The organism is Streptomyces sp. NPDC002156 (genome assembly GCF_053593675.1).
In genome coordinates, this window is the sequence record NZ_JBSFDA010000048.1 from 1 (window position 1) to 20,141 (window position 20,141).

The following is a 20,141-nucleotide window of genomic DNA, read 5'->3' on the forward strand; positions in this document are numbered from 1 at the left end:
GGCTGCCGCTATTAAGAAGACGGTTCCTGTGGGGATTGCCAACTAGGCGCCGTAGATGGGTCTGTTGCGTTGTTTCACGTGAAACATCGCGAAACCACCTCCCTGGACCGAAGGGCATGTTTCACGTGAAACCAATCGATCCGCGGCTCCTCCGCTACGCCGGTGCCACCCGCCGTTTCCTGCTCGCGGTCGTCGGCCTGGGCGCTGTCGGCGCGGGGCTGGTCATCGCGCAGGCCATGCTCATCGCCGAGGTCGTGGTCGGCGCCTTCCAGCACGGACTGTCGGTCACCGAACTTCGTACGCCTCTGCTGCTGTTGGTCGCCGTCGCCGGTGGCCGGGCGTTGGTCTCCTGGCTCACCGAGCTGGCCGCGCACCGGACGAGCGCCGCGGTGAAGTCGGAGTTGCGCGGGCGGCTGCTGGAGCGGTCCGTCGCGTTGGGTCCTGGGTGGCTGAGCGGGCAGCGGACCGGGTCGCTGGTCTCCCTGGCGACACGGGGAGTCGACGCCCTCGACGACTACTTCTCGCGCTATCTGCCGCAGTTGGGGCTCGCGATCGTGGTGCCCGTGGCCGTGCTGGCGCGGATCGTCACCGAGGACTGGGTGTCGGCGGCGATCATCGTCGGCACCCTGCCGCTCATCCCGGTCTTCATGGTGCTGATCGGCTGGGCCACGCAGTCCCACATGGACCGTCAGTGGCGGCTGCTGTCCCGGCTGTCGGGCCATTTCCTCGATGTCGTGGCCGGGCTGCCGACGCTGAAGGTGTTCGGCCGGGCCAAAGCGCAGGCGGAGTCGATCCGGCGGATCACCGGTGAGTACCGGCAGGCGACGATACGGACCCTGCGGATCGCCTTCATCTCGTCCTTCGCGCTGGAACTGCTGGCGACGCTGTCCGTGGCGCTGGTCGCGGTGACCATCGGTATGCGGCTCGTGCACGGCGAGATGGACCTGTACATCGGGCTCGTCATTCTCATCCTCGCGCCCGAGGCGTATCTGCCGCTGAGGCAGGTGGGCGCCCAGTTCCACGCGGCGGCGGAGGGACTGGCCGCGGCCGAGGAGATCTTCGCCGTACTGGAGACACCGGTGTCGGAATCCGGGACCGCGGCGGTTCCGGAGGGCGGGGTGGCCTTCGAGGGCGTCACCGTCCGGTATCCCGGGCGGTCGGTGGACGCGGTGGCTGACGTTTCCTTCGCGGTGGAGGCCGGGGAGACGGTCGCACTCGTCGGGCCGAGCGGCGCGGGCAAGTCGACGCTGCTGCACGCGCTGCTCGGGTTCGTACGGCCGACGGAAGGGCGGGTGTGCGTCGGGGGAACCGACCTCGCCGGCCTCGACCTGGAGCAGTGGCGGTCGCGGGTGGCCTGGGTGCCGCAGCGGCCGCATCTGTTCGCCGGGTCGATCGCCGAGAACGTACGGCTGGCCCGCCCCGACGCCGACGACACCGCCGTACGGAGGGCACTGGCCGACGCCGGTGCGATGGAGTTCGTGGACGCGCTGCCCGAGGGTGTCCACACCGCGCTCGGTGAGGACGGCGCCGGGCTCTCCGCAGGGCAGCGGCAACGGCTCGCGCTGGCCCGGGCGTTCCTCGCGGACCGGCCCGTGCTGCTGCTCGACGAGCCGACGGCCGCGCTGGACGGGGAGACCGAGGCCGAGGTCGTGGCCGCCGTACGACGCTTGGCGGTTGGGCGGACGGTACTGCTGGTCGTGCATCGGCCGGCGTTGCTGGGGGTGGCGGACCGGGTGGTGCGGCTGGAGGAGGCTGTCGTCCCCTCGCACCTGCCTGGTGCTGAGCCGACCGGTGGTTTCTCGGGCGGCGATGGGCTCCTCGCCGGTGGTCCGCAGCTGCCCGTGCTCGACGAGGAAGAACTCGTACCCGCCGCTCCCGCAGGGCGACTTGGTGTGCTCGCGCGGGTGCGGGCCATGTCAGGGGCCCGGCGCGGGCGGCTCGGGCTCGCGCTGCTGCTCGGGAGTCTCGCGGTCGGCAGTGCCGTCGGGCTTATGGCGACCTCCGGGTGGCTCATCTCGCGGGCCTCGCAGCAGCCGCCCGTGCTGTATCTGATGGTCGCCGTGACGGCCACGCGGGCCTTCGGGATAGGGCGGGCCGTCTTCCGGTACGCCGAGCGGCTGGTGTCGCACGACGCCGTGCTGCGGATGCTGGCCGACACCCGGGTCGCCGTCTACCGGCGCCTGGAGCGGCTGGCGCCTGCCGGACTGCGGACGACCCGGCGCGGCGACCTGCTGTCGCGGCTCGTCGCCGATGTGGACGCTCTCCAGGACTACTGGCTGCGCTGGCTGCTGCCCGCCGGGGCCGCCCTCGTCGTCTCCGCCGCCTCCGTCGGGTTCACGGCGTGGCTGCTGCCCGAGGCAGGGGCGGTACTCGCCGCCGGGCTGCTCGCCGCAGGAGTCGGCGTCCCCCTCGTGACCAGCGCCGTGGCCCGGCGTGCGGAACGCCGGCTCGCCCCGGCCCGCGGCGCACTCGCCACGCACGTGGCCGACCTGCTCACGGGAACCGCCGAGTCGACGGTCGCGGGCGCCCTGAACGCGCGTACCGAGGAGGTCCGGCGGGCAGACTCCGCGCTCACCCGGATCGCCTCGCGCGCCGCCACCGCCACCGCGCTCGGCGACGGACTCACCGCGCTGCTGTCCGGACTGACCGTCGCGGCCACCGCCCTCGTGGGTGCCCAGGCGGTCGCCGACGGGCGGCTCGGCGGTGTGGTGATGGCCGTGGTCGTCCTCACTCCCCTGGCCGCCTTCGAGGCCGTCCTCGGGCTGCCGCTCGCCGTGCGGTACCGGCAGCGGGTGCGCAGGAGCGCGGAGCGCGTGTACGAGGTCCTGGACGCGCCCGAGCCCGTACGAGAGCCCGAGCAGCCGCGGCCCGCGCCGCTGTCGCCCTTCCCGGTTGTCGTCAAGGAGCTGGCCGCCCGCCATGCCGGGCAGGACCGGGACGCGCTCGCCCGGCTCGACCTCACCCTCGACGAAGGGCGCCGGATCGCCGTGGTCGGCCCGTCCGGGTCCGGCAAGACCACCCTCGCGCAGGTGCTCCTGCGGTTCCTGGACGCGGACGCCGGCTCCTACACGCTGGGCGGCGTGGACGCGTACGCGCTGGACGGCGACGACGTACGGCGGCTGGTCGGGCTGTGCGCCCAGGACGCGCACCTCTTCGACAGCTCCGTGCGGGAGAACCTGCTGCTCGCGAAGAAGGACGCCACCGAGGACGACCTGCGGGACGCCCTCGCGCGGGCGCGGCTGCTGGACTGGGCGCAGGCGCTGCCCGACGGGCTCGACACGCTGGTCGGGGAACACGGGGCACGGCTGTCCGGTGGGCAACGGCAGCGGCTGGCGCTCGCCCGGGCGCTGCTCGCGGACTTCCCGGTGCTGGTCCTCGACGAGCCTGCCGAACACCTCGACCTGCCGACCGCCGACGCGCTCACCGCCGATCTGCTGGACGCGACCAAGGGCCGTACGACGCTGCTCATCACCCACCGGCTGGCCGGTCTCGACGCCGTGGACGAGGTGATCGTGCTGGACGGCGGACAGGTCGCGCAGCGGGGGACGTACGCGGAGCTGGTCGCCGTCGACGGGCCGCTGCGGGCGATGGCCGAGCGGGAGGCGGAGTCCGAGCGGTTGGCGCTGGTGGCGGCGGGAAGCCAGCCGCGCGCTGCTCGACTTTCGGTGACAAACAGTACTAATTAGGCTCGTGGGATGTCCGGTCCCCCGCTTCGTCCCGAGCCGTGCGTGCCGCAGTTGCTGGAGGCGATGCGGGCCGTCGGGAGCGGGCTCGGGCCGCATGCCACGCTGGAGCGGATCTGTGCGACGGCGATCGCCCTGGTGGCCGCCGAACGGGCGGACATCGAGGTCCTCGCCGAGGACGGTGACGGCTTCGCCGACTTCGTTCATCGCGGTGTCGACGAGGAGACCGCCCGGTGGGTCGAGCCGATCCGGGTGCACGGCGAGGTCTTCGGCAACCTGTACCTGGGCGACAAGCGCGGCGGCGGGCCGTTCACCGAGCACGATCTGACCCTGGTCCGCGTGCTGGCCACCGAGGCGGGCATCGCCATCGGCAACGCCCGTCTGTACGAGGCCGCCCGGCAGCGCGAGCGCTGGATCGACGGGTCCGTGGCCGTGACGACCGCGCTGCTCTCGGGCGGCGACATCGGTGACTCCCTGCGGATCGTCGCCGAACAGGCCCGCCGGCTCTCCGGAGCCGCCGCCGGGATCGTGCTGCTGCCCGCAGCCGAGGGCGGTCTGGAGATCGTCGCCGTGGACGCGGAAGGCCCCCTCGACGCGCTCGGCGTGATCGTCCCGCCGGAGAGCGAGGTCGTCGCCGAACTCCTCGACGGCGAGCCGGTGTTCGTCGAGGACGCGGCCACCGACCCCCGGCTGTCCCTCGGCGCCGACCTCACCCGCGACTACGGCCCCACCATGCTGCTGCCCCTGCAGAGCGACGGCCGCGTCGTCGGCAGCCTCGCCATGCCCCGCGCGCGGGGAGAGCGCGCGTTCACGGAGACCGAGCGCGCGCTCGCCGTCCAGTTCGCCGCGCAGGCCGCACTCGCGCTGATGATGGCCGAGGCACAGCGCGACCGGGAACGGCTCGCGGTGTACGAGGATCGCGACCGGATCGCCCGTGACCTGCACGATCTCGTCATCCAACGGCTGTTCGCCACCGGGATGATGCTGGAGAGCGCCCAGCGCGGATCGGTCGCGCCCGGCGTACGGGACGGCGTCGGCAGGGCCGTCGACGAACTCGACGTCACCATCCGGGAGATCCGCACTGCGATCTTCGCCCTCCAGGACGACCCCGGCGAGGTCCCGTCCGAGCTGTCCACGCGGGTGGAGCGGGAGATCCACATGGCGTCCGTGGCGCTCGGCTTCAAGCCCTCGCTCCGGGTGGCAGGACCGGTCGACACCGTCGGCGAGCCGACCGGCAAGAACCTCGTCGCAGCCCTGCGCGAAGGGCTGTCCAACGCCTTCCGCCATGCCGGGGCGTCCCGGATCGATGTCGTGGTCGACGCGAACGTGACCCTGCCGGACGGCCGCCCGGGCGTACGGCTGACCGTCGCCGACGACGGGGTCGGCATCCCCGAGGGCGGTCGGCGCAGCGGCCTCAGGAACCTGCGACGGCGTGCCGAGTCGCTGGGCGGCGACAGCAGTCACGGACCTGGCAGCGGCCCGGACGGCGGCGGTACGACGGTGGTGTGGCAGGCGCCGTACTGAGGCCGTCGCGAACCCCGTTGCTGAGCCGTTCGTGGCAACGGATCCCCCAGGCGTACGACTTGAACAGGCAGCCCACCCGGTTTGCGGTACACGATCGCTGACATGGGCTCACGTCGCCGTCATCCACTGCTTGTTCCGGTTCTGCTGTGCGCGTTCGTGGTCCTGGTCGCCCGGCCCACGGACGCCTCGGGCGAAGGCGCCGACCCCGACTCCGCCAAGGACTCGGGCCTCAGCGCCGACGTGACCCGGCTGTACGCGGATGCCGCCGTGATCACGGAGCAGTACGAGGCCGGACGGCGCGAGGCCGAGGCGGAGGGGGCCAAGGCACGGCGGTACGAGGAACTCCTCGTCCGCGAACGGCGCGACATCACCGTCCTGCACGAGGACCTGGGCCGGATCGCACGCGGCCAGTACCGCAGCGGCGGCGGTCTGCCGCTCACCGCGCAGATGCTGCTCGCGGACAGCCCCGAGGAGCTGATGCGCGGTCAGCGGGCCGTGTGGCAGGCCGATCTCGCTTTGAATAACGCGATCGACAAGAGCCGGCGCGCGGAGGCCCGGCTCGCCGCCGACGAGGCGAAGGCGGCGGCGCACTGGCAGAAACTGGAGCGGCGCAACGGCGAGATCGCCAAGCTGAAGCGGATCATCGAGGACAAGCTCGAAGAGGCCCGCTGGACGCTGCAGGGCCGCGCCGACGCCTCGGTCGCGGCGGGCTCCTGCCGGGGCGCCGTCCGGCTCGACCAGCCGGACCCCGGGACCATGCCGGAGTACGTCACACCCGTGGAGACGTACGAGCTGTCCGCGAGTTTCGGCAGCGGCGGCGACCGCTGGGCCAACGGGCACACCGGGCAGGACTTCGCGGTACCGATCGGCACTCCGGTGCGGGCGGTCGGCGCGGGCACGGTGGTCTCGGTGTCGTGCGGGGGCGCCTTCGGCATCGAGATCGTGATCGAGCACCCCGGCGGTTACTACACGCAGTACGCGCACCTCGCCGCCGTCACCGTCGACCAGGGCCAGCGAGTGACCCCGGGCCAGTGGATCGGCCAGACCGGCACCACCGGCAACTCGACCGGCCCGCACCTGCACTTCGAGGTACGCGTCACCCCGGAACTGGGCTCCGGGGTGGACCCGGCGGCATGGCTCTCGGCACGCGGGGTGCAGCTTTAGGAGGTGGGCGGGGCGCCGGTAAGGGGCGTGCGCCAGGACGGGCGCCTCTTACCGCTACCCGTACGGCGGCTCCCTCAGCCGCGTTCCGCGAGCAGTCGCTCGATCACGATGGCGACCCCGTCCTCGTTGTTGGGCGCCGTCTGCCCCGAGGCCGCCGCGAGGACGTCCGGGTGCGCGTTGCCCATCGCGTACGACCGGCCCGCCCAGGTGAGCATCTCGACGTCGTTCGGCATGTCCCCGAAGGCGACGACCTCCTCGGCCGAGATGCCCCGCTCCGCGCAGGACAGGGCCAACGTGCTCGCCTTGGAGACCCCGGGGCCGCTGATCTCCAGCAGGGCGCTGGGGCTGGACCGGGTGACGGTGGCCCGGTCGCCGATCGCCAGCCGGGCGGTGGTGAGGAACGCGTCGGGGTCGATCGTGCGGTGGTAGGCGAGGATCTTCAGCACCGGCTCACCGTCGCTCGGCCCGCCCGGGGCCAGCAGCTTCTCGGCGGGCGCGAGATTGTCCGGCAGCTCCATGTGCAGCTTCGGGTACTCCGGCTCCTGGTGGAAGCCGTACGTCTGCTCCACGGCGTACACGGTCCCCGGCGCTGCATCGCGCAGCAGGCGTACGGCGTCCAGCGCGTTGTCCCTGGCCAGCTCCCGCACCTTCACGAAGCGGTGGGCGCCGGGGCCGCCGTGCAGGTCGACCACGGCGGCGCCGTTGCCGCAGATCGCCAGACCGTGGCCGTGGACGTGCTCGCTGACGACGTCCATCCAGCGGGCCGGGCGGCCCGTGACGAAGAAGACCTCGACGCCCGCGGCCTCGGCGGCGGCAAGGGCGGCGACCGTGCGCGGGGAGACCGACTTGTCGTCGCGCAGCAGTGTGCCGTCGAGGTCGGTGGCGATCAGCCGGATCGGGACGGTGGCGGCGGGGGTCTCGGGCTCTCGGGTCGCTGAGGTCACCCGGCCATTCTCGCGTATGTGCGCGCACGACCGTGCGGGAGCCCGCACAGGTGAGTGGCCGCCCGGACCGGCGCCGGGTCAGCCCAGCTGCGCCAGCGCCTCCGTGGCGATGCGCTCGAAGACCTGCTGGTCGGCCGCGAAGTCGGAGTCGGGGATGGGCCAGTGGATCACGATCTCGGTGAAACCCAGCTCCTGGTGCCGGCCCGCGAAGTCGACGAACGCGTCCACGGACTCCAGCGGGCGGCCCCGGTCCGGGGTGAACCCGGTGAGCAGGATCCTGTCGAGCCCGTTCACGTCCCGGCCGATCGCGGCACACGCGTCGGCCAGCCTCTCGGCCTGGCCGCGCAGTGCCTGTACCGACTGCTCGGGCGTGCCGCTCTCGAACAGCCGTGGGTCGCCGGTGGTCACCCACGCCTGCCCGTGCCGCGCCGCGAGGTCCAGCCCGCGCGGCCCGGTCGCGGCCACCGCGAAGGGCAGCCGGGGGCGCTGCACACAGCCCGGGATGTTGCGCACCTCGTGCGCCGAGTAGTAGTCGCCCTGGTACGAGACGCCGTCCTTGCCGTCCTCGGTCAGCAGCTTGTCGAGCAGCGCGACGAACTCACCGAACCGGTCGGCACGCTCCCGGGGTGTCCACGGGTCCTGGCCCAGCGCGGTCGCGTCGAAGCCGGTGCCGCCCGCGCCGACACCGAGGGTGATCCGGCCGTTCGCCACGTCGTCGAGGGAGATCAGGTCCTTGGCCAGCGTCACCGGGTGCCGGAAGTTCGGCGAGGTCACCAGGGTGCCCAGACGCACCCGGTCAGTGACAGCGGCGGCGGCCGTGAGCGTGGGCACGGCACCGAACCACGGGCCGTTCCGGAAGGTGCGCCAGGACAGATGGTCGTAGGTGAACGCGGTGTGGAAACCGAGCTGCTCCGCACCCTGCCAGGCCGAACGGCCGCCCTCGTGCCAGCGGCGGTAGGGCAGGATCACAGTGCTCAGACGCAGACTCGTACTCATGGATCAGAGCCTAGGCGCCGTTCACGTTTCACGTGAAACAGTCACCGAGGGCCCCCGGGTGGTCACCGGACCCGACTGCTTAGCCACGGGCTGAGGCCGAGCAGCGGGATGTACTCCTTGTAGGTGCGGTCGCCGGGCAGCGGTACCACCAGGTGGTGGGCGGGCAGGAAGCGGCGGGCCGTGACGAACGCCAGGCCGTCGTAGACCGAGCGGAGGAACGCGGGGACGTCGTCGCGCGGGATGTCGGGGCACTCGACGCCCTCGACCGTGATCAGCGCGTCGTCGTCGGGGAAGAGACGGACGGTCACCCGGGGGACTCCACCGAACTCTGCGAAGGCCTCGTGCGGGAGCGAGCCGTCCGGGTCCGTGGTGACGCCGACACCCGCGGACGTGCGCCGGGAGGTCTGGTCGGCGCCGATGTCGTGGCTGACCTCGATCTCACGGGCGTACTCGGCGGCGAGGGCGCGCAGGGCGGTGACGGCGGCCTCGGTGGTGGGCAGGTGGTCCATGCCCTCGATCATGCCGGTGCTGGTCCCGCACGGGGTCAGTGCGGGCCGGGAAAGCGCAGATAGCCCGGAGGTACGGCCTCCGTGAGCCATACGCCGTTCGCGCTCACGTGGAAGGTGTGGCCGTCGCGGTGCATCGCGGCCGCGTCCACCGAGAGTACGACCGGTCGGCCTCGGCGGGCGCCGACGCGGGTCGCGGTCTCGCGGTCGGGTGAGAGGTGCACGGCGTGCCGGTTCATGGGGCGCAGGCCTTCAGTACGGATCGCGTCCAGGAAGCGGTCCACCGTGCCGTGGTAGAGGTACGGCGGCGGGGTCGCCGGGGGCAGCCCGAGGTCGACCTCGATGCTGTGGCCCTGGCTGGCGCGGATCCGGGTGCCGTCGACCGCGAAGCGCTTCTTGTCGTTGGCGGCGACCACGTGGTCGAGTTCGGCCCGTGTGAACCGGAAGTTGTGGGCGGCGCACGCGGCGATCAGCTCGTCGATCTCGACCCAGCCGGCCTCGTCGAGCGTGAGCCCGATCCGCTCCGGCTGGTGCCGCAGATGCTTGGACAGGTACTTCGACACCTTCACGGTGCGTCTTTCATCCATCTCGTTCTTGGTCGTCCCGTTTTCGTTCATCCTGCAAGGGTGCCGGTGAGACCGTGATCACGCATTTGATTTTGGTCCGGAGGTTTGATCCACAGCCAAGTGCAGTTATCCACAGGGGAATTGGAGAAACTGTGGACAACGGGTGGCCGTCACAGTGGCGGATCCACCCGCGCCAGCGCCCTCAACGCCCCCGGCAGGAAACGGGACATGAGATGCGCGCCCCGGGCCTCCGGTGTCACCGGTGCGACCGCCTCGTTGCGGACCACCGCGCGCAGGATCGCCGAAGCGACCTTCTCCGGCGGGTAGTTGCGCAGTCCGTACAGCCGTGCCGTCCGCTTCTGCCGCCGGGCCTGCTCCTCGGCGTCGACTCCCGTGAAGCGCGCGGTCGTCGTGATGTTCGTGTTGACGAAGCCGGGGCAGATCGCCGAGACACCGATGCCCTGTCCCGCCAGCTCCGCGCGCAGACACTCGCTGAGCATCAGCACCGCGGCCTTCGAGGTGCTGTACGCGGGCAGCGCCTTGGAGGGCTGGTACGCGGCGGCCGACGCGATGTTCACGATGTGACCGCCCTGGCCGCGCTCGGCCATCTGCTTCCCGAAGAGCCGGCAACCGTGGATCACACCCCACAGGTTGACGTCCAGGACCTTCTTCCAGTCCTCCGGGGTCGTGTCGAAGAAGGACCCGGAGAGCCCGATCCCCGCGTTGTTCACCAGCACGTCCACGACGCCGTACTCGGTGGCGACCTTCTCGGCGAGCTTCTCCATCGCCTGCTCGTCCGTGACGTCGACGATCTCCGCCCAGGCCTCCGGGGCCCCGACCAGACGGGCCAACTCGGCCGTGCGGGCCGCGCCTTCGGCGTCCCGGTCGACGGCCACCACACGGGCGCCCGACTCGGCGAACGCGAACGCCGTGGCCCGCCCGATGCCGCTGCCCGCCCCGGTGACCAGGACCAACTGCCCGCCGAAACGCTGCGCGTGCTTGCCCGTCGCCGTCGCCGGGAGCCGTCCGCCCTCGTTGGCGGTCACGAACTCCCCGATCCAGGCGGCCACCTGGTCGGGCCGGGTGCGCGGGATCCAGTGCTTGGCGTCGAGCGTGCGGCGCACCAGCCGGGGTGCCCACCGCTCCAGTCCGTCGTACAGCCGCTCGGAGAGGAACGCGTCCCCCAGGGGCGTGATGAGCTGCACGGGCGCGTGTGCGTACGCGTCCGTGCGCGGCCTGCTCAGCCGGGACCGTACGTTGTCCCGGTACAGCCAGGCGCCGTTGGCCGCGTCCGAGGGCAGGGAGGCCGTCGGATAGCCCTCGGCGGAGACTTTCTCGACGCGGGCCAGCAGCTTCGGCCAGCGCTTGCCGAGGGGGCCGCGCCAGGCGAGTTCGGGCAGCACGGGCGTGTGCAGCGCGTACACGTACCAGGACTTGCCTCCCTGGCCCAGGAGTTGGGCGACCGCGCGCGGAGTGGGCCGCTTCAGGCGCCCCTTCGTCCAGTGGCCCAGGTGGTCCAGGGACGGCCCGGACATCGAGGTGAAGGACGCGATCCGGCCCTCGGTGCGCGCGACGGTGACGAACTCCCAGGACTGCACCGAACCCCAGTCGTGCCCCACCAGATGCACCGGCCGGTCCGGGCTCACCGCGTCCGCGACCGCCAGGAAGTCGTCGGTCAGCTTCTCCAGGGTGAAACCGCCGCGCAGCGGACGCGGCGCCGTCGAACCGCCGTGGCCCCGCACGTCGTACAGCACGACGTGGAAGCGGTCGGCGAGGCGCGCGGCGACCTCGGACCACACCTCCTTGGTGTCCGGATAGCCGTGCACGAGGATCACCGTGGGGTCCGCCGGGTCGCCCAACTCGGCGACGCACAGCTCGATCCCGCCCGTCCGTACCCGGCGCTCACGCGCCCCGTCGAGAGTCACTCGTTCTCCGTCCCCAGGGTCACGACCGTCACTTTGCCTCCGCCCAGCGCCGCACATGCGGCAGATCGTCGTCCAGCCAGAACGCGCTCTCCCGCGGGTCCGCGGAGTCCGTGACGACCAGGATCTCCTCGAACTTCGCGCCCGTACCCCGGAATCCGAGATGCGGCTCGACCGCCCACAGACCCGGCTGCGGCGGATGGTCCGAGAAGCGGTACGGCGACCACAGGGGCGACCAGCCCTCGCGGTGGCCGCGCAGCGCGTCGCCCGCCAGCCCCTTCAGGGACTGTGTGCCGAACCCGAACAGCCTGGGTGACCAGGGCCGTTCCCGCACCCGGTCGACCTTGTGCGCGATCACCCCGAAGGGATACGCGCGATGCCGGTTGGCGTAGCCCTGGCGGACCATGAGGCGGTCCACGTCCTCGTAGATCTCGCGCAGCGGTCGCCGCTCGCGCACCTCGCGCAGGATCAGCTCACGGTGCGCCTCCAGGTCGGCCATCAGCCGGTCCTGCACCGGGTTGACGCCGAGCGAGCCCGAGTAGCCGATGTCGGCCGCGAAACCCTTGTGCACCGGCGCCAGGTCCAGGATGAACGGCATCCCGGGCTCCAGCCGACGGCCGGTCGGGAAGAACTGGAGCGGGATACGGAAGTTCACGAACGCCGTGCGGTCCCCGAACCAGGCGAAGGGCAGATGGAACCAGTCCCGCACACCCCGCTCGCGCAGCCACTCCCGTTGCATCCGGGCCGCCTCGCGCTCGGTGATCCCCGGTTCAAGGCGTGCCGCGACGGCCTCCGCGCACTCGTACGCCAGCCGCTGCACCCGCCTGAACCCGGCCAGTTCCGCGGCGAGTTCGCCTGTTTCCGCCGTCGCCATCGCCCGCCGCCACCGTCCCCATCGACCGCGCTACCCGCCCGTAACCTGACCTCGCGAATCTGACACTTGTTAGAGCCCGCGTCAACAGTCGAACGCCTGTCTGTGGACAACCCAGGCCGACAACCCGACGACCTCCCCGGCGATGTGGAAACTCAGGGGCCGGTTGTTCGACCTCAGGGGGACCCCTACGGGCCCGTACGACCAGAGATGGATGCCGAGACAGCTCTTCGGGCTGACGACCGGTGTGGTGTGCGCCACTACCGTCGAGGACGTGACTGTGATCGCGACCGAAAGCCTGAGCAAGCGGTTCCCCCGGGTGACCGCGCTCGACCGGCTCTCCATGGACATCGGACCCGGTGTGACCGGACTCGTCGGCGCCAATGGCGCCGGCAAGTCCACCCTGATCAAGATCCTGCTGGGTCTGTCTCCCGCCACGGAGGGCCGGGCCAAAGTGCTCGGCCTCGACGTCGCCACCGAAGGCGGCGCCATCCGTGAGCGCGTCGGCTACATGCCCGAGCACGACTGCCTGCCGCCAGACGTCTCGGCCACCGAGTTCGTCGTCCACATGGCGCGCATGTCCGGGCTCCCGCCGGCCGCCGCCCGGGAGCGCACCGCGGACACCCTGCGCCATGTCGGTCTGTACGAGGAGCGCTACCGCCCCATCGGCGGCTACTCGACCGGTATGAAGCAGCGCGTGAAGCTCGCGCAGGCCCTGGTCCACGACCCGCAGCTGGTCTTCCTGGACGAGCCGACCAACGGCCTCGACCCGGTCGGCCGCGACGAGATGCTCGGTCTGATCCGCCGGATCCACACCGACTTCGGCATCTCGGTCCTGGTCACCTCCCACCTCCTCGGCGAGTTGGAGCGGACCTGCGACCACGTGGTGGTCGTCGACGGCGGCAAGCTCCTGCGGTCCAGCTCCACCACGGACTTCACCCAGAACACGGCCGTCCTCGCCATCGAGGTGACCGACACCGACGACCACCCGGACGGCACCCGCGCGGTGCGCGAGGCGCTCCACGCGCGCGGGATGGACACCCACGACGGCAGCGGCCTGCCCGGCGCCGGACACATCCTGCTGCTCACCGCCCAGGGCGAGGACACCTACGACCTCGTCCGGGACACCGTCGCCGACCTCGGCCTCGGACTGGTGCGCATGGAACAGCGCAGGCACCACATCTCAGAGGTCTTCACCGACAGCGACGCCCAGGCCGACGAACAGCAGAGCGTGAGTGCAGGAAAGGAGGCGGTCGGCCATGGCGGTTGAGCAGACCCCGGCACAGGTGGGCGCCCAGTCCCGCATCCACAACATCGGCTACCGCTCGTACGACGGCCAGCGCCTGGGCCGCGCGTACGCCCGCCGCTCCCTCTACTCGCAGTCCCTGCGCGGCGCCTACGGCCTCGGCCGCTCGGTCAAGTCCAAGGTGCTGCCCATGGTGCTCGTCGCGGTGATGTGCGCCCCGGCGGCCATCATGGTGGCGGTCACGGTCGCCACCACGGCCAAGGAACTGCCCGTCGAGTACACGAACTACGCGATCGTCATGCAGGCGGTCATCGGCCTGTACGTCGCCTCGCAGGCACCCCAGGCCGTCTCCCGCGACCTGCGCTTCAAGACCGTACCGCTGTACTTCTCGCGCCCGATCGAGACCGCCGACTACGTCCGCGCGAAGTTCGCGGCGCTGGCCTCGGCCCTGTTCCTCATCACCGCGGTGCCACTGGTCGTGCTCTACGTGGGCGCCCTGCTCGCCAAGCTCGACTTCACCGACCAGACCAAGGGATTCCTCCAGGGGCTCGTCTCCGTGGCACTGCTCTCGCTGCTCTTCGCCGGTATCGGCCTCGTCATCTCGGCGGTCACCCCGCGCCGCGGCTTCGGCATCGCGGCCGTCATCGCCGTACTGACCATCTCCTACGGGGCGGTGTCCACGCTCCAGGCCATCGCCGACGCCCAGGGCAGCGGCAGTGCCGTCCCCTGGATCGGCCTCTTCTCGCCCATCACGCTCGTCGACGGGGTGCAGACGGCCTTCCTGGGCGCGACGTCCGCCTACCCCGGAGGGGTAGGCCCCAGCACCGGCGAAGGTGTGATCTTCCTCCTCGCCGTCCTGGGCCTGATCGCCGGCTGCTACGGCCTTCTGATGCGCCGCTACCGAAAGGTCGGACTGTGACCACGCTCAACATCGACCACGTCTCGCGCTGGTTCGGCAACGTGGTGGCGGTCAACGACATCACCATGACGATCGGCCCCGGCGTCACCGGCCTCCTCGGCCCCAACGGCGCCGGGAAGTCCACCCTCATCAACATGATGGGCGGCTTCCTGGCCCCCTCCACCGGCACCGTCACCCTCGACGGACAGCCCGTGTGGCGCAACGAGCAGATCTACAAGCACATCGGCATCGTCCCCGAGCGCGAGGCGATGTACGACTTCCTCACCGGCCGCGAGTTCGTCGTCGCCAACGCCGAACTGCACGGACTGGGCGCCAAGGCGGCCCAGAGGGCACTCGCCACGGTCGAGATGGAGTACGCGCAGGACCGCAAGATCTCGACGTACTCCAAGGGCATGCGCCAGCGCGTGAAGATGGCCAGCGCACTCGTCCACGAGCCCTCGCTCCTCCTGCTCGACGAGCCGTTCAACGGCATGGACCCGCGTCAGCGCATGCAGCTCATGGACCTGCTGCGCCGCATGGGCGCCGAGGGCCGCACGGTCCTGTTCTCCTCGCACATCCTCGAAGAGGTCGAGCAACTGGCGGCCCACATCGAGGTCGTCGTGGCCGGACGGCACGCGGCCAGCGGCGACTTCCGCCGTATCCGCCGGCTGATGACCGACCGCCCGCACCGCTACCTCGTACGCTCCAGCGACGACCGAGCCCTCGCCGCCGCGCTGATCGCCGACCCGTCGACCTCGGGCATCGAGGTGGACCTCGCGGAGGGCGCCCTGCGCATCCAGGCCGTCGACTTCGGCCGCTTCACCGCCCTGCTGCCCCGCGTCGCCCGGGACCACGGCATCCGGCTGCTCACGGTCTCGCCGTCCGACGAGTCCCTCGAATCCGTGTTCTCGTATCTCGTCGCCGCGTAGGAGGCCGACTCATGTACGACCCCACAGTCGCCCGGCTCACCTACCGGGCCCTGCTCGGCCGCCGCCGGGCCCTCATCCTGGGTGCCCTGCCGCTGCTGCTGATCATCATCGCCGTCGCCGTACGCGGTCTCGTCGGCGCCGACGACCAGACCGCGGCGGACGTCCTGGGCGGACTCGCGCTCGCCACGATGGTGCCGATCATCGGCGTCATCGCGGGCACCGGTGCGATCGGCCCGGAGATCGACGACGGCTCCGTCATCTATCTGCTCGCCAAGCCGCTCAAGCGGCCCACGATCATCTTCACCAAGCTGATCGTCGCCATCGGCGTCACCATGGCGTTCTCGGCGGTGCCGACGTTCATCGCCGGCCTGATCCTCAACGGCAACGGCCAGCAGGTCGCCGTCGCCTACACGGTCGCCGCGCTCGTCGCCTCCATCGCCTACGCGGCGCTCTTCCTGCTGCTCGGCACGGTCTCCCGGCACGCGGTGGTCTTCGGGCTCGTCTACGCCCTCGTCTGGGAGGCCCTGTTCGGCTCCCTGGTGTCCGGGGCGCGCACGCTGAGCGTCCAGCAGTGGGCGCTGGCCGTCGGCCACGAGGTCACCGGCGGCGACCTGGTCACCTCGGACGTCGGCCTGACCACGGCCACGGTCCTGCTGATCGTCGTCACCGTCCTCGCCACCTGGTACGCCGGCCAGAAGCTGCGCACCCTGACGCCGACCGGCGATGAGTAGCACGGCCCCGGGCGCGCGTCGGTCTTGACAGGGACTTCACGCGTGTCCGGGCACACTGGACAAACGGGGACGCGGGGCGAGGAGGACGGGGATGGCAGGGAAGACAGCACGGGGTGGGTCCGGGGACGACTGGGACGCGCTGGTTCTCGACGAGGACTTCATACGCTCCGCCGACACCGCCGAACCGTCCGCCCGCGCCCGGATGCTGGCGGCGCGCTGGCGGAAAGAGGCGCCCGAGCCGCAGCCCTGGCGGTCGGACGAACCCCCGGCCGGCTGGTTCTTCAGCAAGTCACGTCGTCGTAGGTGGCGCCGGAAGTAGGTCACCAGTTTTATTCGGTGGCGTGCGACTCGGCGTACGGGCACAGTAGTTCTGTCCAGTACGCCGGATGTGTCCGGTGTGCTGGTGTCGGGTTCTGGGAGTGGAGCCGAGCGACGCCGATGCACGGCGGTCCGCACAGCTCCCTTCAGGGCAGCCCGCGGCGGACACCGGAGCAGTCACTACCTCCGTAGAGTCCGCCATCAGGGGATGCTGCCCGGGGCGGCCACTTCGAGCGCGCGAGTCACTCGCGCGGGCCGCCCTCCCGGACCCCCTCCTGGACAAGCCCTACGCCAGCAACCGCTCCAGCACCACCGCGATGCCGTCCTCGTCGTTCGACGACGTCACCTCGTCCGCCACCGCCCGAAGTTGGTCGTGGGCGTTGGCCATCGCCACCCCGTGTGCCGCCCAGGCGAACATCGGGATGTCGTTGGGCATGTCACCGAAGGCGATCGTGTCCGCGGACCTCAGACCGAGCCGACGGGCCGCCAGGGACAGCCCCTTCGCCTTGGACAGGCCCAGGGGGAGGAGTTCGACTATGTCCTCGCCCGCCATGGTGACCGTGACGAAACCGCCCGCCGTCCGGGTCGCGACCTCGGTCAACTGGTCGGCGGACAGGGTCGGATGCTGGATGTAGATCTTGCTCAGCGGCTCGGCCCACAGCTCCGACGGGTCCGTGAGCGGAACGAAGGGCAGCGCGCCCACGCCCGAGTAGCCCGTCCCGACCAGCACGTCGCCGTCGAGGCCCGCCCTGCTTGCCGCCAGGAACAGCGGCCCGGTCTCCGCCTCGATCTTCGCCAGCGCGAGCGAGGCCAGCTGCCGGTCCAGGGTGATGGATGTCAGCAGCCGGTGCGCCCCGGCGTCGTACACCTGTGAACCCTGGCCGCAGACCGCGAGTCCCTCGTACCCGAGTTCGTCGAGGATGTGCCGCGTCCAGCGCACCCCGCGGCCGGTGACGACGATGTGCGCGCCGCCCCGCGCGGTGACCGCGGCGAGCGCGTCACGGGTGCGCGCCGAGACCGACTCGTCGGAGCGCAGGAGCGTTCCGTCGAGGTCGGTCGCGACGAGCGGATAGGGGAACGAGCCTGCGGCGGCGGTCACTTGGCGACCGGCTCCAGCAGCTCCCGACCGCCCAGATACGGGCGCAGCACCTCGGGCACACGCACCGAGCCGTCGGCCAGCTGGTGGTTCTCCAGGATCGCCACGATCGTGCGCGGTACGGCGCACAGCGTGCCGTTGAGCGTCGCGAGCGGCTGGACCTTCTTGCCGTCACGCATCCGCACGGACAGGCGCCGGGCCTGGAAGCCGTCGCAGTTGGAGGCCGAGGTCAGCTCGCGGTACTTGCCCTGGGTCGGGATCCACGCCTCGCAGTCGAACTTGCGCGAGGCGGACGCGCCGAGGTCGCCCGAGGCCACGTCGATGACCTGGAAGGGCAGTTCGAGGGCGGTCAGCCACTGCTTCTCCCAGTCCAGGAGACGCCGGTGCTCGTTCTCCGCGTCCGCCGGGTCGACGTACGAGAACATCTCGACCTTGTCGAACTGGTGCACGCGGAAGATGCCTCGCGTGTCCTTGCCGTAGGTGCCGGCCTCGCGGCGGAAGCACGGCGAGAAGCCGGCGTAGCGCAGCGGGAGCTTGTCGGCGTCGAGGATCTCGTCCATGTGGTACGCGGCGAGGGGGACCTCGGAGGTGCCGACCAGGTAGTAGTCGTCCTTCTCCAGGTGGTACACGTTCTCCGCGGCCTGGCCGAGGAAGCCGGTGCCCTCCATCGCGCGCGGGCGGACCAGCGCCGGGGTCAGCATCGGGACGAAGCCGGCCTCGGTGGCCTGGGCGATCGCCGCGTTGACGAGGGCCAGCTCCAGGAGCGCGCCGACGCCGGTGAGGTAGTAGAAGCGCGAGCCGGACACCTTGGCGCCGCGCTCGACGTCGATGGCGCCCAGCGCCTCGCCCAGCTCCAGGTGGTCCTTGGGCTCGAAGCCCTCGGCGCCGAAGTCGCGGATCGTGCCGTGCGTCTCCAGGACGACGAAGTCCTCCTCGCCGCCGACCGGGACATCCGGGTGGACCAGGTTGCCGAGCTGGAGGAGAAGCTTCTTGGCCTCCTCGTCCGCCTCGTGCTGCTCGGCGTCGGCCGCCTTGACGTCGGCGGCGAGCTGGCCCGTCTTCTTGAGCAGCTCGGCCTTCTCCTCGGCGGAGGCCCTGGAGATGAGCTTGCCGATGCTCTTCTGCTCGGAACGCAGCTCGTCGAAGCGGACGCCGGACGCCCTGCGCCGCTCGTCGGCGGACAGGAGAGCGTCGACGAGCGCGACGTCCTCTCCACGGGCGCGCTGCGAAGCGCGCACACGGTCGGGGTCCTCACGAAGCAGGCGAAGGTCAATCACGGTCCAAGGCTACCGGTGCCGGGTTGGCGCTCACGACTCGGTATTTCCATACACCCCTTGTATTGCCATTTGACCGAAATGTCGATCACGTCAAGGGGAATGAGAACTGGCCCCGGAAGGGTTTGGGAAGGTCCCGCCGGTTGACTCGAATCCCTTGTGGAGAACGGGACTTGGGGTGCGCTGGGGCACGGTAATCCACACCCCCGAAAAGTTATCCACAGGCTGTGCGAAAGATCTGTGGATGACGGAAGTGATCGTTTCCGAAGGTGTCCGCCAGATGGCCAATTCCCGAAGCAAACCACCCTCACGCCCACTTTCGGGTGGAAATGCGTAACCCCGGGGAGTTACGCCAGGGAAACGAGTGGACGAAGGGTGGCATGCCGGGCTGTGGACGAGTCGACGGCCTGTAGGCCGATTTGTCGACAGACTGGCACTCCGTTGTCGACTTGTCCCCAGGTCGAGAAGCTGGCCTGTGGATAACTTCTGTGGATAACGGAAATCGGCTGGTAGGACTGGGCCCGGCACCGGGAGGGCCGGCTAGAAGCGGCCGTCCTGGCAACGGGCCACCCAGTCGGCGGCCGTCACGAACTCCTCGTCGGACGTCCCCGGCAGCGGCGCGCGGACGTCCTCGACGCCGATGTCCGCACGCGGGTACGAACCCAGGTACCGCACCTTGAGACAGATCCGCCTGAGTCCCATCAGGGCCTCGGCGACCTTCCGGTCGGAAATGTGGCCCTCGGCGTCAATCGCGAAGCAGTAGTTGCCGATGCCCTGCCCCGTCGGCCGGGACTGGAGCAGCATCAGGTTGACGCCCCGTACGGCGAACTCGTCCAGCAGATCGCGCAGTCCACCGGGATGGTCGTCGCGCTGCCAGATGACGACGGACGTCTTGTCCGCGCCGGTCGGCGCCGCGGGCCGGGCGGGCCTGCCGACCAGGACGAACCGGGTCTGCGCGTTCTCCGCGTCGTGGATGCCGGTCTCCAGGGCCTCCAGGCCGTACCGGGCGGCGGCGAACTCGCCCGCGAAGGCGGCGTCGTACCGGCCCTCCTGCACCAGTCGGGCGCCGTCCGCGTTCGAGGCGGACGACTCCCAGACGACGTCCGGGAGGTTGACCTTCATCCAGTTGCGGATCTGCGACTGCGCCGCCGGATGGGCGGTGACGGTCTTGATCTCCGACAGCTTGGTGCCCGGCCTGACCAGCAGCGCGAAGGTGATCGACAGCAGCACCTCGCGGTAGATCATCAGCGGCGCGCCCGCGACCAGCTCGTCGAGCGTGGTGGTGATACCGCCCTCGACGGAGTTCTCGATCGGCACGAACGCCGCCTCGACCTCACCGCTGCGCACCGCGTCGAGCGTGGCCGGCACGGACACCATCGGGATCAGCTCCCGGGTGGCCGCCTCGGGAAGCGTGCGCAGGGCGACCTCGGTGAAGGTGCCCTCGGGGCCGAGATACGCGTAGCTGGCTGGCAT

General features: G+C 71.0%; 17 protein-coding genes. 8 read left to right on the forward strand and 9 right to left on the reverse strand.

What is annotated here, in order from left to right; genetic code table 11:
* The first annotated feature begins 116 nt into the window (after positions 1-116).
* From cydD to ACWCRB_RS20780, 3 genes are all read left to right on the forward strand, one after another.
* Entirely contained in the window at positions 117-3,686 is a 3,570-nt protein-coding gene (cydD, locus tag ACWCRB_RS20770) for a thiol reductant ABC exporter subunit CydD (RefSeq protein WP_450997424.1), read from the forward strand.
* A gap of 9 nt (positions 3,687-3,695) precedes the next feature.
* Positions 3,696-5,207 (forward strand): sensor histidine kinase, encoded by a 1,512-nt coding sequence (locus tag ACWCRB_RS20775; RefSeq protein WP_450997425.1) that lies wholly within the window; start codon positions 3,696-3,698, stop codon positions 5,205-5,207.
* A gap of 102 nt (positions 5,208-5,309) precedes the next feature.
* Entirely contained in the window at positions 5,310-6,371 is a 1,062-nt protein-coding gene (locus ACWCRB_RS20780; protein ID WP_450997426.1) for a M23 family metallopeptidase, read from the forward strand.
* Positions 6,372-6,445: 74 nt separating this feature from the next.
* On the opposite strand, the gene ACWCRB_RS20785 is transcribed toward ACWCRB_RS20780, so the two are convergent.
* From ACWCRB_RS20785 to ACWCRB_RS20810, 6 genes are all read right to left on the reverse strand, one after another.
* The gene (locus ACWCRB_RS20785; protein WP_450997427.1) at positions 6,446-7,315 is read right to left on the reverse strand and encodes an HAD-IIB family hydrolase; all 870 of its coding nucleotides are present in this window, start codon (positions 7,313-7,315) and stop codon (positions 6,446-6,448) included.
* Positions 7,316-7,393: 78 nt separating this feature from the next.
* Positions 7,394-8,311, reverse strand: a complete 918-nt coding sequence (locus ACWCRB_RS20790) for an LLM class flavin-dependent oxidoreductase (RefSeq protein WP_450997428.1) — start codon at positions 8,309-8,311, stop codon at positions 7,394-7,396.
* A gap of 62 nt (positions 8,312-8,373) precedes the next feature.
* The gene (locus ACWCRB_RS20795) at positions 8,374-8,832 is read right to left on the reverse strand and encodes a hypothetical protein (RefSeq protein WP_450997429.1); all 459 of its coding nucleotides are present in this window, start codon (positions 8,830-8,832) and stop codon (positions 8,374-8,376) included.
* A gap of 23 nt (positions 8,833-8,855) precedes the next feature.
* Positions 8,856-9,404, reverse strand: coding sequence for an RNA 2'-phosphotransferase (locus ACWCRB_RS20800; RefSeq protein ID WP_450997464.1), 549 nt, complete (start codon positions 9,402-9,404; stop codon positions 8,856-8,858).
* Between the two features lie 149 nt (positions 9,405-9,553).
* Positions 9,554-11,308, reverse strand: coding sequence for an SDR family oxidoreductase (locus ACWCRB_RS20805; protein ID WP_450997430.1), 1,755 nt, complete (start codon positions 11,306-11,308; stop codon positions 9,554-9,556).
* Between the two features lie 28 nt (positions 11,309-11,336).
* Positions 11,337-12,179 (reverse strand): M24 family metallopeptidase, encoded by an 843-nt coding sequence (locus tag ACWCRB_RS20810; RefSeq protein WP_450997431.1) that lies wholly within the window; start codon positions 12,177-12,179, stop codon positions 11,337-11,339.
* Positions 12,180-12,390: 211 nt separating this feature from the next.
* On the opposite strand from ACWCRB_RS20810, the gene ACWCRB_RS20815 reads away from it, so the two are divergent.
* The 5 genes from ACWCRB_RS20815 (at position 12,391) to ACWCRB_RS20835 (ending at position 16,299) form a co-directional block, all read left to right on the forward strand.
* Complete coding sequence (locus ACWCRB_RS20815; RefSeq protein ID WP_450997432.1) at positions 12,391-13,446, forward strand: ABC transporter ATP-binding protein; 1,056 nt, start codon at positions 12,391-12,393, stop codon at positions 13,444-13,446.
* On the forward strand, positions 13,436-14,341 hold the full coding sequence (locus ACWCRB_RS20820) for an ABC transporter permease (protein ID WP_450997433.1): 906 nt from the start codon (positions 13,436-13,438) through the stop codon (positions 14,339-14,341). The genes ACWCRB_RS20815 and ACWCRB_RS20820 overlap by 11 nt, the downstream gene beginning before the upstream one ends.
* Positions 14,338-15,249 (forward strand): ABC transporter ATP-binding protein, encoded by a 912-nt coding sequence (locus tag ACWCRB_RS20825; RefSeq protein ID WP_450997434.1) that lies wholly within the window; start codon positions 14,338-14,340, stop codon positions 15,247-15,249. Before ACWCRB_RS20820 ends, ACWCRB_RS20825 begins: the two co-directional genes overlap by 4 nt.
* Positions 15,250-15,260: 11 nt before the next feature.
* A complete protein-coding gene (locus ACWCRB_RS20830; RefSeq protein ID WP_450997435.1) occupies positions 15,261-15,980 on the forward strand; it encodes an ABC transporter permease subunit in 720 nt (239 codons plus the stop codon).
* 91 nt (positions 15,981-16,071) lie between these two features.
* Positions 16,072-16,299, forward strand: a complete 228-nt coding sequence (locus ACWCRB_RS20835) for an SGM_3592 family protein (protein ID WP_235476883.1) — start codon at positions 16,072-16,074, stop codon at positions 16,297-16,299.
* 285 nt (positions 16,300-16,584) lie between these two features.
* Here ACWCRB_RS20835 and ACWCRB_RS20840 read toward each other — a convergent pair whose 3' ends face one another.
* From ACWCRB_RS20840 to pheA, 3 genes are all read right to left on the reverse strand, one after another.
* On the reverse strand, positions 16,585-17,397 hold the full coding sequence (locus ACWCRB_RS20840; RefSeq protein ID WP_450997436.1) for an HAD family hydrolase: 813 nt from the start codon (positions 17,395-17,397) through the stop codon (positions 16,585-16,587).
* Positions 17,394-18,671, reverse strand: a complete 1,278-nt coding sequence (gene serS, locus ACWCRB_RS20845; protein ID WP_450997437.1) for a serine--tRNA ligase — start codon at positions 18,669-18,671, stop codon at positions 17,394-17,396. Before serS ends, ACWCRB_RS20840 begins: the two co-directional genes overlap by 4 nt.
* A 537-nt stretch (positions 18,672-19,208) precedes the next feature.
* Positions 19,209-20,141, reverse strand: a complete 933-nt coding sequence (gene pheA, locus ACWCRB_RS20850) for a prephenate dehydratase (protein ID WP_369029079.1) — start codon at positions 20,139-20,141, stop codon at positions 19,209-19,211.